Genomic DNA, 14,410 nt, shown 5'->3' with positions numbered 1-14,410 from the left:
AGCAGCAACGAAGGCCGGCGCCACGCGCCGTTTTTTTCAACGTAAAGAGTGCATACGCACATATCGACACCATGTCCACTACACCTTCGACTGTCGTCCCGCCGAGCGCGGTGCATACCGCCAAACCGGCGCGGCGCATTCCGTGGATGCTGCTCGCGATCCTCACGGTGCTCGTCGCGCTGGCGCTCGCCGCGTCGTACTGGTTCTTCGTCGGCCGCTTCGTCGAAACGACCGACGACGCGTACGTGGGTGGCGACGTGACCGTGATGGCGCCGAAGGTGAACGGCTTTGTCACCGACGTGCTCGTGCACGACAACCAGTTTGTCCACGCGAACCAAGTGCTGATCCGCCTCGACGCGCGCGACTACGACGCGCGCCTCGCGCAAGCCAGCGCGGAAGTGCAGAGCGCGCAAGCAGCGGTCACCGAGTTGCAGGCGAAGAAGGTGCTGCAACTCGCGACCATCAATGAACAGGCCGCCGAGGTGCGGGCTTCCGGCGCCGAGTTGACGCGCAGCGCCGCGGACCAGACGCGTTACCGCGAACTCGTCAAGGACGATGCCGTATCGAATCAGGTGGTCGAGCGGGCCGATGCCGATCTGACCAAGGCGCACGCCGCAGTCGATCGCAGCAGCGCGGCGCTGATCGCGGCGCAACGCCAGATCGCCGTGCTCGACGCGCAGATCGGCGACGCCCAGGCGCGCATCGCCACCGCGCAGGCGGCGCAGCGCGTCGCCGCATTGAACGTGGAGTACACGACGATTCGTTCGCCGATCGACGGCTATGTCGGCAATCGCACCGCGCGCGTCGGGCTGCTGGCGAACACCGGCGTGTCGCTGCTGACGGTGGTCCCTTCCAGCGGACTATGGATCGACGCGAACTTCAAGGAAGACCAGTTGAAGAAGATGCGCGTCGGCGATGAAGTCGACATCGATCTCGACGCATCGAGCAGGCAGCTTCGCGGCGTGGTGGAGAGCCTCGCGCCCGCCACGGGTGCAACCTTCAGCGTGTTGCCCGCGGAAAACGCCACCGGCAACTTCACGAAGATCGTGCAGCGCGTGCCGGTGCGCGTGCGTCTTAACGTACCGAAGGACCTGCAAGGCGTGCTGCGGCCGGGCCTCTCCGCGACGGTGAAGGTGCATGTCGACGCCAACGACGCGCCGCAGCGCGGATGAGCCGATCATGACACAGGTTCTCGACAATCCCGCCGACCAGCCGACCCGCACCAAGGTCTTTGCGTTCGTGCTGATGTGCGTCGGCTTCTTCATGGCGACGCTCGATATCCAGATCGTGGCGTCTTCCCTCCGGGACATTGGCGGCGGCTTGTCGGCGAGCCAGGACGAACTCTCGTGGGTGCAGACTTCGTATCTGATTGCTGAAATCATCGTGATCCCGATGTCCGGCTGGCTCACGCGGGTCTTCTCGACGCGCTGGCTATTCACGTTCTCCGCGTTCGGCTTCACGGTCACCAGCATGCTGTGCGGTCTCGCGTGGGACATCAACTCGATGATCCTGTTTCGCGGCTTGCAAGGCGCGCTCGGCGCCGCGATGATTCCGACGGTCTTCACCACCGCGTTCGTGCTGTTTCCCGGCAAACAGCGGCTGATCGCGTCCACTACGATCGGCGCGCTGGCGTCGCTCGCGCCGACCATCGGTCCGGTGATCGGCGGCTGGATCACGTCGCAATGGTCGTGGCACTGGCTGTTCTATCTGAATCTCGTGCCTGGCGTTGCCGTCACGCTGATGGTGCCGAAGTATGTTCACATCGACAAAGTCGATCTCTCGCTCCTTAAAAAGGGCGACTACCTCGGCATTCTGCTGATGTCCGGCTTTCTCGGCTGCCTCGAATACGTGCTCGAAGAAGGCCCGCGCAAGAACTGGTTCGGTGACGACGTGATCGTTCTGTGTGCGTGGGTCGCGGCGATCTGCGGGTTTCTTTTCATCGTGCACGCGTTCACGGCGAAAGAACCGATTGTCGATTTGCGCGCGCTGGCGGTGCGCAACTTCGGTATCGGCAGCTTGCTGTCGTTCATCACTGGGATCGGGATCTTCTGCACGGTGTTTCTGACGCCGGTATTTCTGGCGCGGGTTCGTGGCTTCGATTCGTTGCAGATCGGTCTGGCGTTGCTGTCGGTCGGCTGTTTTCAGTTGCTTGCGTTGGCCGCGTATTCGACGCTGGCGCGCATTGTCGATATGCGTTTGCTGATGGTATTCGGGCTCGCGCTGTTCGGTATCGGCTGCTATCTCTACGTGCCGATGACGAGTCAATGGGGCTGGCAACAGTTGCTGATTCCGCAGGCGTTGCGCGGCATCGGCCAGCAGTTCTGTATTCCGCCGATTGTCACGATGGCGTTGGGGGCGTTGCCGCCGTCGCGGCTTCGCTCCGCGAGCGGGCTGTTCAATTTGATGCGCAACCTCGGCGGCGCGATCGGCATCGCCGTGAGCAGCACGATGCTCAACGATCGTTTGAACTTTCACTACGAGCGGCTCGACGAGCACCTGAACACAGGTCGCCCGGTGGTCGAGTCGCTGTTGCAGAAGCAGGCCGACTATTTCGCGGCGATTGGCGGAGACGTGCTGAATGCGGCCAACGCGGGACTCAACCAGTTGCACGCGTTGCTGATGCGCGAAGCGCTCGTGCTCACTTTCTCCGACGCGTTTTTCGCATTGTCGCTCTGTTTTGTGGTCGGTTTGCTGAGCGTGCTGTTCTCGCGCCCATTCGGCAACTCCGCACCGCCGCCCGACGCCCATTGAGGATCCAACATGAAGCCGATCGTTATCAAGGTACTCGCGAGCGCGGCATTGCTGACGCTCGCGGCGTGCGCGGTGCAACCCGCGACCCACGCGGATTTGCCGCAAACCGTCAAGACTGTCGCGCCGGTTGCGTGGAGTGTCGACGCGCCGCAAGACAGCGTCAGCGCCGACGCGTGGTGGGCGCAATTCGGCGACCCTGTGATGCATCAACTGGTCGAGTCGGTGCTGACCGGCAATCTCGACGTGCAGGCCGCGGTGGAACGCGTGAAGCAGGCGCAGGATGTGGTGACGCAAAATCGCGCGGCGCTGCTGCCCGAGCTGAATGCGACTGCGACGGCTTCGACGGAGCGGCAGAATACCCCGCCGCCGCTCGGCTATGTGCGTCAGGCCGGTTTCGGGTTGGCGGCGAGCTGGACGCCCGATGTATTCGGCGGCGAACGTCTCGCGGTGCTGGCTGCGCAGGCGCAGGTGTCGGGACGCGCGGCGGCATTGAATCAGTTGCGGCTCGCGCTCGCCGCGAACACGGCTGCGGCATATATCGATTTGCGTTGGGCGCAAGCGCAATTGCAGATACTCAGCGACAACGAACAGATTCGGGCGCGTGCGCTGAAGCTCACGCAGGAGCGTCTGCATTACGGACTGTCGACGCAGCTCGACGTCGCGCGTGCGCGCAATCAGCTGGAAGATTTGCAGGCGCAGATTCCACGCATGCAATCCACCGTGCAGCATCAATTGAGTCTGATCGCGGTGTATTCGGGGCGCACGCCGGAGAGCGTCGACAATTTGCTGCTCGCCGATGCCCGTGAGATTCCGGTGCCCGCGCAAAGCGCGCCCCAGGTGCTGCCGTCCGACGCGCTGCTGCAACGGCCCGACGTGCGCACCGCCTATGCGACGGTCGAACAGCGCGCGGCCGAGGTGGGGGTATCGAAGGCACAGCGCTATCCGCAGTTCAGAATCAATCTCGCCGATGGTCTGCTTGCTTCGTCATACCTCGGACTGCCGACGCTGACCGACAACCTCTTTAGCGCCGCGTTGAATGCGACGAGCCCGATCTTCAACGCGGGCCGCATCACCGCGAATATCGACGCGAGCGAGAGCCGCATGCGCGAATCGCAGCTCGGCTTGCAACAGACTATCCTGCAGGCGCTCAAGGAAATCGAGGATAACCGCAGCGATCTGGTGAGTGGCGCGGTGCAGGTGCAACGGCTCGGCGGCGCGCTCGATGCATCGAACCATGCGCTGCGTCTGTCGACTGAACTCTATAAGGGCGGCGCGACGGATTTCCTTGATGTGCTTACCGCGCAGGAAGCGTTTCTACGCGACTCGGAATCGCTGAATCAGGCCAAGCGCGAGCATGCGCTCGCAGCGGTTGCGTTGTACCGGTCGCTCGGTGGGGGCTGGGATGCGCGCGAGGAGGTGGCGGGGGTGAATGCTTCCAAGGGTTAGCACTGTCCGGCTTGTCGGTTCGAATCGGCTTCCATGTCAGGCGCGCTGTCGAGTGCACTCCGGACAGCTCGCGCGAGTTCATCGAGTCGATAGGGCTTGCTGATCAGCGCGACACCCTCGTCCAGTTTGCCGTCGTGGAAAACGATGTCGCGGGTATAACCCGACGCGAACAGAACCCGCGCATTGTACGGCGGAGCGCCGGCGATTCGCGCGAGTTCGCTGCTCCTCACCGTACCCGGCATCACGACGTCGGTGAAAAGCAGGTCGATGTGTTGACCACTCTGGATGAGTGAAAGCGCCGAATCGCCGTCTTGCGCGGAAAGCACTTTGTATCCCAACTGGGCAAGCATTTCGATTGCCGCTATCCGGACATCAGGGTCGTCTTCGACGATCAGAATGGTTTCCCCGCCACGCTCCTGTCGGCTCAGAGACGACTTCGGCGACGTATGTTCCGATTCGAGGCTGCGCGGAAAGTACAGATCCACGGTGGTGCCTTGACCTTCCGCGCTCTTGACGCCGACGTGACCCGAACTCTGTGACACGAAACCGAACACCATGCTCAATCCCAGGCCGGTTCCCTTTCCCTCGGCTTTGGTCGTAAAGAACGGCTCGAATACGCGGGCCTTCACATGCTCCGACATACCGCTGCCGCTATCGGTTACGGACAACCGGACGAAATCACCAGCGGGCACCCCGGTGCTGTGGGCGCGCTCGTCCGCTGTTGCGTCGACATTATCGATGCTGATGCCGATGCGGCCCGGCCCGTCTATCGCGTCGCGTGAATTGATCACCAGGTTCAGCAGAGCGCTTTCCAGCTGATTGCGATCGGCGCAGACGTTCCAACCGTTCCGGGCGCCCGATATGCTGAGCTCGATGTTCTCCGGCAACGTGCGGCGCAACATCTCGTTCATGCCTTCGACCAGACGGCTGGGATTGAGAACCGCCGGCGCGAGCGGTTGTCTGCGTGCGAAGGCCAGTAGCTGTGCGGCCAGCTTTGCGCCACGAGCCACCGCATTGCTGACCGCAGTGACGCGCCGCCGGAGCACATCGTTGCCGCTTGTCGCAAGCTCGATGAGCTGAAGATTGGCCGAGATAACCTGAAGGACGTTATTGAAGTCGTGAGCCACACCGCCCGTAAGGCTTCCGATTGCCTCGAGCTTTTGTGCCTGCCGTAGACGCTCTTCCATCGCCACCCGCGCGGCGACTTCGGCGGCAACCCGATGTTCGAGGGTTTGCGTAAGCTGCAGCAACGCTTCTTCCGCCTTCTGGCGCTGCATTTCCGCCCGTTTCCTCGCCGTCGTTTCGAACACGATGGCGATGACGCCCGCCGGTTGCCCGTGGTCGTCGACGACCGGACTGTAGCTCAGGTCCAGCCATACGTCTTCCGGACTTCCTTCGCGGTAGAGAACCAGTATCTTGTCTTTGTACGTCAGCGTGCCGCCGGCAAGACAGGTATCGACGACGTGGCGGTTGAAGGATGCAACCTCGGGCCAGCCCACTTCGACCGGCTTGCCCAGCAGAAACGGGTGACGCCCGCCGGCAAAGACGGCATAGGCATCGTTGTAAAGCATGGTGCCTTCCTGTCCCCACAGCATCACGAGGGGCGAGGGAGACGCAAGAAGCAACTTGACCGCGGCAACCAGACTCGCAGACCAGCCCTCTCGTGGGCCGAGCGGAGTGCTGCCCCAATCGAAGGCCGCAATTTTCTGGGCCATCTCGCCCTGCCATCCGGGGCATGGACCGTCGAACCGTAATGAGACCGCTGAGTGCATGGCGAAGTCAGCTCCAAACGAGGCATAGCATGGTTTGCGTACCGGCTGCGGATTCCGGGCAACAAGTGTCGAAGGGGCGCCGCGACTTGAAGTTTCGTGCATTGCACCCGAGCAGGACGAACGACCGCCGCTCCGGCGTCTTTCGACATCTTAGCTAAGTAGCAAATATTGTTCCCGGGTGCCAGCGGCCCGCTAAAACGCTTTACCGGATGCAGGACAAGAGATCGGCCAACTGCACAGGCTTCGTGAGACTTTGATCGAAGCGCGCTCCATTGGCATCGCTCGCCATGTCGGGGTCGACGAATCCGGACAATAGAATGAAACGCGTATTCGCCATTCGGGGGTCACGCTTGAACTGCGTGAGAAGCTGTCCGCCGCTCATATCGGGAAGTTTCCAGTCCACGAATGCCACGTCGGGCTCGAACGACTGAACCGTGAGCAATGCTTCGCGTGCATCGAAGACACATCGGACTTCGTGACCTTCGAACTCGAGAAGTGCCGCAAGCGCTTCCACGCTGTCGCGATTGTCGTCAACCAGCAAAATTCGTTTGGGCATGGGGCACTCAATAGCTACGGGGAATGGCGGCCGGCGGCGGATTTCCACGAGCCTGTTCAAAAGGGCGCCGTGGTTCGTGGGCGAATTCGAGTGTACGCCTTACATGCTTTCGTCTGTCGGGTCATGACGGGGGGGTGGTTGCACCCGAAACCAACCTGCTGAGCCGTGCTAACTCAAATCGCGGGTGCTGCCGCCAGACGATCTACAGATAAACCCCAAGGCCCCCTCAAGAACTGCTGCCCAGTGCCGTTATTGCGTGAAGACTGCCTTCGGTTTGAATGTTCCGAAGGTTCAGCCGGACCGGTGTATGCTAGCCGGTCCGCGAAAAGGCATCTTCAGCCGCATTCAAGGTGACCAGATAGCAGGGCGTGTCGTCAGCGTCCTGGCTGGAAAATTGAATGGGGTATTCAAGTCATCTTCGTACCACGGAGACACCATGATTCGACATGGTCTTGGCGGGTTGCTGCTGGCGCTAAGCTGCATCGGCAATGCGATGGCGGCTGGCCCCGACTGTTCGCGTTCCTTTACGCTAGCTTTACACGATCACGGTCTGCTCTATTCCGTCGACACGGACAGCGGAATCGACAAGGACTTTGCCGACGAACTGACTCGCCGCAGCGGTTGCCAGATCAGAGTCAGCCTGATGTCACGGGCCCGGATCTGGAAGCTGATCGAGTCCGGCGCACTTGATTTCAGCCTGTCGGGCATCGCCAACGACGAGCGGAATCAGTACGCGGATTTCGCCTGGTACTTCAGCAACAAATACTATCTGCTGGTGCGCAAGGACGCCGGAATCCGTCATCTGGCCGATTTCGAGCACAACGATCAGTTTCAGCTCGGCGTGATCCGCAGCTTCCGCTACAGCGCGGCGGCCAACCGGCTGGTCGATACGCTGTCGGCTGAAAATCGTGTGAGCCAGGCCGGCGGTCTGGAGCCGCTGTATCAGGCGCTGATTCTGCGGCGCGTGCAGGGCATGATCATCGAGCCTTTCGACTACCCTGCAATCGACGAAAAGAGAATCCGCGACGTGACCAGCATCGTGGAATTCGACGACCCCGCCATACCGCACGGCCTGATCATGTCGAAGAAGGCGCTGCCGCCCGCCGAACGGGAAAAGTGGCGCGCTCTCGTGAATGAAATGCGCGCGGACGGCACGGTTCTGCGAATCTTCGAGAAGTATTTCAAACCCGACCTTGCCCAATCGATGGTCAATTTCCAGTCGCCGCCGTGAACTGGACGCGCCTCGTTCTGCTGCCGCTACTGGTCCTGTTCGCGTCACTCAGTGTGACGTGGACGCTTTGGGACCATGAGCGGCAAGCTGCCCGTCATGAACTCCTGAGCCAGTTCGACTTCTCGCTGGGCGATGCCGTCAGCCGGATCGAGCAGCGTATGGGCACGTATGAACTGATGCTGCGCGGCGTGCAAAGCCTGTTCGCGGCACGCGGAGAATTCGACCGAGAGCAGTTTCGCGACTATGTCGAGACGCTCAATCTCGATTCCAACTTCTCCGGCATCCAGGCCATCGGCATCATCGCGTGGGTGCCGGGCGCGCAAAAGGTCGAGCATATCGCCGCGATGCGCCGGCAAGGTGCGCCCGACTATACGATCAAGCCCGAAGGCTCGCGCGAAAGCTACGCGCCTATCATCCAACGCGAGCCGTATATCGGCATCAATCGCGCGCCGCCGGGATTCGATGCGTGGGCCGATCCGGTGCGGCGGCGCGCGATGGAGCAGGCGCGCGACTCCGGCATGGCGACCCTATCCGGCAAGGTCCGCCTGGCAGTGGATGCCGAAACCAACGCGCGGCCCGGTTTCGTCATGTACCTGCCGATCTATGCGCGAGGGCAGTCGCAAGATAGCGTCGCCCAGCGTCGCGCGCATCTGGTGGGCTGGGTCTTCGCGTCTTTCCGGATGCACGACGTGATCGCCAGTCTGTACGGCGAGCAGCCGCCCGGTCTGACGATCGCCATCTACGATGGCGTCGAGCCATCGTCCGCCGCGCTGTTGCACAAGACACCCGAGGTGCCCGGCCATCATCTGGCTGCGGACATGTCGGGCAATGAATATCTGGTCGTCGGCGGACATGACTGGACGCTAACGATGAGTGCCCAGGACGACTTCAACGCGCGTTTCGGCCGTAACGCGGCGTTCCTGATCGCTAGTATCGGCACGGGTCTCAGCCTGCTGCTGGCGCTGCTCACCTGGCTGATGATGACCGGCCGCGGGCGCGCAATGCGGCTTGCTTCGGCGATGACCAAAGAGTTGCGCGAGAACGAGGAGAAATTCCGCGCGATTGCCGACTGTACCGTCAACTGGGAAATCTGGTGGGGACCCGACGGCAAGCCGCGCTGGATCAACTCAGCGGTGGAGAAGTACGTCGGCTATACGGTCGACGAGTGCATGGCGCTGGCGGATTTTGCCGGCACGGTGATCTATCCGGAGGATATTCCGCGCGTTGCACCCGAGTTCGAGAGGGCGCTCCAGGGCTTTCGCGGCGACGACCTCGAATTTCGCTGCCGTCGCAAAGACGGTTCGCTGATGTGGCTTTCGGCGTCCTGGGTTCCGATCACCGATGCCAGGGGCATTTTCATCGGCTTTCGCACGAGCGGCCGCGACATTACCGAGCGCAAGCAGATCGAGGCTGAGCTTCGAATTGCCGCCGTCGCATTCGACTCGATGGAGCCGATGATGATCACCGACGCCAGCGGCACAATCCTGCGCGTGAACTCGGCGTTCACCGAATGCACGGGCTATACGGCCGACGAGATCGTCGGCCGGACACCGCGAGTGCTTCGCTCGGATCGCCACGACGCAGCGTTCTTCAAGGCGATGTGGAAAGCGATTCATCGTGCCGGCGGATGGCAGGGGGAGGTATGGGATCGTCGCAAGAGCGGCGAGGTGTACCCGAAATGGCTGACGATCTCCGCGGTAATGGGCGAGGATAAAGTCGTCAGCCACTATGTGATCACGCATCACGACATTACCGAACGCAAGATCGCCGAAGAACGAATCAAGGAATTGGCCTTCTTCGATGCGCTGACCCGATTGCCGAACCGCACCCTGCTGCTGGACCGGCTGAAGCAGGCGATCACGGCCAGCGCCCGGAATGAAGCCTGCGGCGCTTTGCTGTTCATCGACCTGGACCACTTCAAGACGTTGAACGATACGCTGGGTCACGACAAAGGCGATCTGCTGCTGCAGCAAGTGGCGCAGCGTCTGGCGGCAAGCGTGCTCGAAAACGACACGGTGGCGAGGGTAGGCGGTGATGAATTCGTGGTGGTGCTGGGCAATCTGCATAAAAACCGCCAGGAAGCGGCCAGCCAGACCGAAGCGATGGCCGAAAAAATCATCACCGTTCTGGGCAATCCTTATCAGCTTGGCGAGATCGAATACCGCAGTACGGCGAGTATCGGCGCGACCGTGTTCATGGGGCATCAGGCGTCGATGGACGAGTTGCTGAAGCAGGCCGACCTTGCGATGTACAAGTCCAAGGAAAGAGGACGCAATGCCGTGCGTTTCTTCGATCCCGACATGCAGACCGTGGTGGTGGAGCGCGCTGCGCTGGAAGCGGGATTGCGCAACGCCATCGAGGATGATCAATTCCTGCTTCACTACCAGGCGCAGATTGACGGCAGCCGCATAACGGGCGCCGAGGCACTGGTGCGCTGGCGCCATCCCACGCGCGGTATCGTGCCTCCCGCCGATTTTATTCCGCTGGCTGAAGAGACAGGACTCATCCTTGCGTTGGGAAGCTGGGTTCTGGAGGCCGCCTGTGCGCAATTGGCGCGCTGGGCGACGCAGCCGGATATGGCGAATCTCGCGATTGCGGTTAATGTCAGTGTTCAGCAGTTTCGCGAACCTGATTTCGTGGGCAAGGTACTCACGATCATTCGTCGAACCGGCGCGAGACCGGACAGGTTGAAGCTGGAGTTGACGGAAAGCGTACTGGTGGACAATGTGCAGGACATCATCCAGAAAATGGGCGCGCTCAAAGCGAAGGGCGTTGTCTTTTCGCTCGATGACTTTGGAATTGGTTATTCGTCGCTGTCCTATTTGAAGCTTTTGCCTTTGGATCAGTTGAAGATCGACCGGTCATTCGTGCGGGATGTGCTCGTGGATCCCAATGACGCGGTGATCGCGAAAGCCATTGTGGCGCTTGCGCGGAGCCTTGGTTTGGGGGTGATTGCCGAAGGCGTCGAGACTGGCGAGCAGCGGGACTTTCTCGCTGCGGCGGGATGTCATGCGTATCAGGGCTACTATTTCTGCCGACCGGTGCCGGTTGAGGATTTTGAGGCGATGTTGGCGAGAGTTGAGGCGGGGCAGTGTGTGGCCGAGTGATTGCAGGTGAGCGGTCGCGCAAGGCACTGGCGGGCCCATTGCCGCCCGCAACGTGCGTCTGCTTTTGCATTGACCCGGCGCCGCTGGCCGAACGCGGCTGCCAGCACACCGCGCTCAGCCGAGAATGTCAGTCGCTTTGTGGCGCTCGTCCACGCCGTCGATCAGAATCACCGATCCGCTCGCATGCCGCAGGCGTAACGGCAAGATTCGTTGGTACGCGCGCGAACCATACCAGGCGCGCGCGGCGGCGAGGTCGGGAAACGCAATCATGATCAAATCGCCGTGCCACTCGCCTTCGCGCACCTCGGGCCGCCCGCCGTGCACGACGAAACGGCCGCCAAACGGCTCGAGTGTTTCGTCGATGCACTCCAGGTATTCGACGACGTCAGCGCACAGCTCGACGTTATGCAAATGGGCCATCGCGTATGCAGTCATGGTCGCGCTCCGTGACATAGATATAGGGCTTAACAGCCTGAATGCTGCCTATGGTCATCGCGGGCGCGACGCACGTCGATTACCTGAGAAGTAAAGGAATCCGCGGCACCTTACTCGCCGCCCTCTGTCGCCGCGGGTTGCTTGCTGTGCGAGTCGCTTTCGGACAACTGCCATTCGTTCGGCGCCAATCCCGTCGTTCAGGCAACGGGTGAGCGTGACGGCGCATGATGAAATCGTTACCGCACTCACATCCCTACCAGCACAACCTACACTGGGAGATGGATCGGCCGTGCTGATCTCCGACGCGACACGCGCGGCTTCCCGCGCGTTGCGTCGAGTCGGGTTTATTCAGCCGTCACGGAGGAATAGCATGTGCCCGGTATTCGTCGATGTAGCGGAACAAACACGCTTGAACGACTCGCGCGAGGCGCACGTACCGTGGAAGAAGTGGGGGCCTTACCTCAGCGAGCGGCAGTGGGGCACGGTGCGTGAAGACTACAGTGACAACGGCGATGCGTGGAATTACTTCACCCATGACCACTCGCGTTCACGCGCCTACAAGTGGGGCGAAGACGGGCTCGGCGGTCTGTGTGACGACCAGCAGCGACTGTGCTTTGCGCTCGCACTTTGGAACGAGCACGACGCGATATTGAAGGAGCGCCTCTTCGGCCTCACCAACAGCGAGGGCAATCATGGCGAGGACGTGAAGGAGTATTACTTCTATATCGACAGCACGCCCACGCACTCGTACATGAAGTACCTCTATAAATATCCGCAGCGGGAATATCCGTACCGGGATCTGGTCGAGATCAACCGCAATAGATCGCGGGAGGAGATGGAATACGAACTGCTCGACACCGGCATCTTCGACGATGACCGCTATTTCGACGTGTTCGTGGAATACGCGAAGGCGGCTCCGGAAGACATTCTCGTGCGGATTACCGTGCACAATCGCGGACCGGAGGCGGCACGGCTGCGGGTGCTGCCGACACTCTGGTTCCGCAACACGTGGTCGTGGGGCGAGGACGATCGCAAGCCGTCCCTGCACGACGCGGGCGCCGGCGTCATTCGGACCGTACATCATGATCTGGGCGAATACTGGCTCCACTGCGACGGCGCGCCGGAGACGCTCTTCACCGAAAACGAAAGCAATGCGCAGCGCCTGTGGGATCAGCCCAACGCGTCGCCCTACGTCAAGGATGCGTTCCATGCCTACGTGATCTCGGGACAGCGCGACGCCGTGAATCCCGCCAGAACCGGGACCAAGGCCGCGGCCCATTACACGTGCGAGGTACCCGGCGGCGGCAGCGCGACCGTCCGCTTGCGCCTCGCGCCATCCAGACTCGATGACGCCTTCGGCGGCTTCGAGCAGATCTTCGATAGCCGCATCGCCGATGCGAACGAGTTCTACGAGCGCATTACGCCCAGGTCGCTGACCGAAGACCAGCACCGGGTGCATCGTCAGGCGTTGGCGGGCATGTTGTGGGGCAAGCAGTACTACTACTTCGATCTCGAACTCTGGCTGCGCGAGCATCGCAGTCATCCATTGCTCGACTTCGAGCGGCGCGATGTGCGCAACATGGAGTGGTTCCACATGCTGAATGCCGACGTGATATCCATGCCGGACAAGTGGGAGTATCCGTGGTACGCGGCCTGGGACCTGGCCTTCCACACGATCGCGCTGGCGCAGGTCGATTTCGATTTTGCGAAGGAGCAATTGCTGCTGATGCTGCGCAGCTTGTACGTGCACCCGAGCGGCCAGATTCCGGCCTACGAATGGAACTTCAGCGACGTGAATCCGCCGGTGCATGCCGCCGCCACGCTCTGGCTGTATAAGTATGAGAAAGAATTGGGGCGAGCCGACCCGCGTTTCCTGGAGCGCTCGTTTCAGGGGCTGATGCTCAATTTCAACTGGTGGGTGAATCGCAAGGACCCGTCGGGGCGCAACGTGTTCGCCGGCGGCTTTCTCGGTCTCGACAACATCGGCGTGTTCGACCGCAGCGCGGAACTCCCGACCGGCGGATCGCTCGAGCAGGCGGACGGCACGGCCTGGATGGCGTTCTACTGCCAGGCCATGCTGGAGATGGCGATCAACCTGACTGACTACGACCCGATCTACGAGGAGGTCGCCTTCAAGTTCGTTCAGCATTTCATGTGGATCGCCTATGCGATGGACCGGCGCGGCGAACACGATGACGAGATGTGGGACGAGCATGACGGCTTTTTCTATGATCTGCTGCGGCTCCCCGACGGCAAGACGACGCGCCTGAAGATAAGGTCGCTGGTGGGACTGCTGCCGCTGTGCGCGTCGACGGTGTTCGAAGCGCACTCCGTCACGCGCTTTCCGAAGCTGGTGGAGCTGATCGCGCAGTTTCGCAAGCGCTACCCCGAATTGATCGCGCAGGTTGCCCCGACCGACGCCGGCTTTATCGGCTACAACGGACGCAGGCTTCTGTCGATTCTGAACAAACGCAAACTCGAACGGGTGCTCGGCTACATGCTCGACGAGAACGAGTTCCTGGGCCCGCACGGCATCCGTTCGCTCTCCTTGTATCACCTGGAGCATCCGTATGTGATTCACGTCGGCGCACAGGAGTACAAGGTGCAGTACCTGCCGGCCGAATCGAATACGGGTATGTTCGGCGGCAACTCCAACTGGCGCGGACCGGTGTGGATGCCGGTCAATTTGCTGATCGTGCGCGCGCTGGTGAACCTGTACACTTTTTTCGGCGATGATTTCAAGGTCGAATGCCCGACCGGCTCCGGGCAGCACATGACGCTCTTCGAAGTGGCGCAGGAGATCGTCCGCCGCCTGACAAGCACGTTCCTGCGCAATGCGGACGGCAAACGACCGGTCTATGGAGGAACGGAAAAATTCCAGAACGATCCGCACTGGCGCGACCTGATCCTGTTTTACGAGTACTTCCACGGTGACAACGGCGCGGGCCTTGGAGCCAGTCACCAGACCGGCTGGACGGGTCTGGTCGCTCCGCTGCTCGACCTGTTCGGGCGCGTCGACGCCAAGGCCGTGCTGGAAACCGATCGCGGGCGCGTGATGGCGCGGCTCGTCAGGGAACAGGTGGGTGGAGAAGGCACCGGCGAGCAATGAGGA

Annotated in this window: 9 protein-coding genes; 6 read left to right on the top strand and 3 right to left on the bottom strand. The window is 61.5% G+C overall.

Features of this window, described 5'->3' with window-relative positions; all coding sequences use genetic code 11:
- Positions 1-71 precede the first annotated feature (71 nt).
- Genes FVF58_RS16650 through FVF58_RS16640 form a run of 3 tightly spaced genes read left to right on the top strand, consistent with a single transcriptional unit; the run spans position 72 to position 4,197 of the window.
- Complete coding sequence (locus FVF58_RS16650) at positions 72-1,172, top strand: HlyD family secretion protein (protein ID WP_188130846.1); 1,101 nt, start codon at positions 72-74, stop codon at positions 1,170-1,172.
- A gap of 7 nt (positions 1,173-1,179) precedes the next feature.
- The gene (locus tag FVF58_RS16645; RefSeq protein ID WP_149670973.1) at positions 1,180-2,751 is read left to right on the top strand and encodes a DHA2 family efflux MFS transporter permease subunit; all 1,572 of its coding nucleotides are present in this window, start codon (positions 1,180-1,182) and stop codon (positions 2,749-2,751) included.
- A 9-nt stretch (positions 2,752-2,760) separates the two neighbouring features.
- Positions 2,761-4,197, top strand: a complete 1,437-nt coding sequence (locus FVF58_RS16640) for an efflux transporter outer membrane subunit (RefSeq protein ID WP_149670972.1) — start codon at positions 2,761-2,763, stop codon at positions 4,195-4,197.
- On the opposite strand, the gene FVF58_RS16635 is transcribed toward FVF58_RS16640, so the two are convergent.
- Positions 4,194-5,969, bottom strand: a complete 1,776-nt coding sequence (locus FVF58_RS16635; protein WP_246217095.1) for an ATP-binding protein — start codon at positions 5,967-5,969, stop codon at positions 4,194-4,196. The two genes, FVF58_RS16640 and FVF58_RS16635, sit on opposite strands and share 4 nt — an antisense overlap.
- A gap of 202 nt (positions 5,970-6,171) precedes the next feature.
- The gene (locus tag FVF58_RS16630) at positions 6,172-6,573 is read right to left on the bottom strand and encodes a response regulator (RefSeq protein WP_149670971.1); all 402 of its coding nucleotides are present in this window, start codon (positions 6,571-6,573) and stop codon (positions 6,172-6,174) included.
- 388 nt (positions 6,574-6,961) lie between these two features.
- Between FVF58_RS16630 and FVF58_RS16625 the strand changes: the two genes are divergently transcribed.
- On the top strand, positions 6,962-7,756 hold the full coding sequence (locus FVF58_RS16625) for a substrate-binding periplasmic protein (protein WP_149671158.1): 795 nt from the start codon (positions 6,962-6,964) through the stop codon (positions 7,754-7,756).
- The gene (locus FVF58_RS16620) at positions 7,753-10,863 is read left to right on the top strand and encodes a bifunctional diguanylate cyclase/phosphodiesterase (protein ID WP_149670970.1); all 3,111 of its coding nucleotides are present in this window, start codon (positions 7,753-7,755) and stop codon (positions 10,861-10,863) included. Before FVF58_RS16625 ends, FVF58_RS16620 begins: the two co-directional genes overlap by 4 nt.
- Before the next feature lie 114 nt (positions 10,864-10,977).
- Here the strand turns inward: FVF58_RS16620 and FVF58_RS16615 are convergent, their stop codons facing one another.
- A complete protein-coding gene (locus tag FVF58_RS16615) occupies positions 10,978-11,298 on the bottom strand; it encodes a DUF1330 domain-containing protein (RefSeq protein ID WP_149670969.1) in 321 nt (106 codons plus the stop codon).
- A 370-nt stretch (positions 11,299-11,668) separates the two neighbouring features.
- Between FVF58_RS16615 and FVF58_RS16610 the strand changes: the two genes are divergently transcribed.
- On the top strand, positions 11,669-14,407 hold the full coding sequence (locus tag FVF58_RS16610; protein ID WP_149670968.1) for an MGH1-like glycoside hydrolase domain-containing protein: 2,739 nt from the start codon (positions 11,669-11,671) through the stop codon (positions 14,405-14,407).
- The last annotated feature ends 3 nt before the right edge of the window (positions 14,408-14,410 follow it).

Source organism: Paraburkholderia panacisoli, assembly GCF_008369935.1.
GTDB classification, from domain to species: Bacteria; Pseudomonadota; Gammaproteobacteria; order Burkholderiales; family Burkholderiaceae; genus Paraburkholderia; species Paraburkholderia panacisoli.
The sequence above is the reverse complement of the archived record's forward strand: the minus strand, read 5'-3'. Positions and strand labels throughout refer to the sequence as shown.

What these genes read in the sequence shown, in the direction of transcription:
- FVF58_RS16615 (WP_149670969.1), bottom strand. Translation starts at nt 11,298, where the DNA reads ATGACTGCATACGCGATGGCCCATTTGCATAACGTCGAGCTGTGCGCT.
- FVF58_RS16645 (WP_149670973.1), top strand. Translation starts at nt 1,180, where the DNA reads ATGACACAGGTTCTCGACAATCCCGCCGACCAGCCGACCCGCACCAAG.
- FVF58_RS16640 (WP_149670972.1), top strand. Translation starts at nt 2,761, where the DNA reads ATGAAGCCGATCGTTATCAAGGTACTCGCGAGCGCGGCATTGCTGACG.
- FVF58_RS16610 (WP_149670968.1), top strand. Translation starts at nt 11,669, where the DNA reads ATGTGCCCGGTATTCGTCGATGTAGCGGAACAAACACGCTTGAACGAC.
- FVF58_RS16635 (WP_246217095.1), bottom strand. Translation starts at nt 5,969, where the DNA reads ATGCACTCAGCGGTCTCATTACGGTTCGACGGTCCATGCCCCGGATGG.
- FVF58_RS16650 (WP_188130846.1), top strand. Translation starts at nt 72, where the DNA reads ATGTCCACTACACCTTCGACTGTCGTCCCGCCGAGCGCGGTGCATACC.
- FVF58_RS16625 (WP_149671158.1), top strand. Translation starts at nt 6,962, where the DNA reads ATGATTCGACATGGTCTTGGCGGGTTGCTGCTGGCGCTAAGCTGCATC.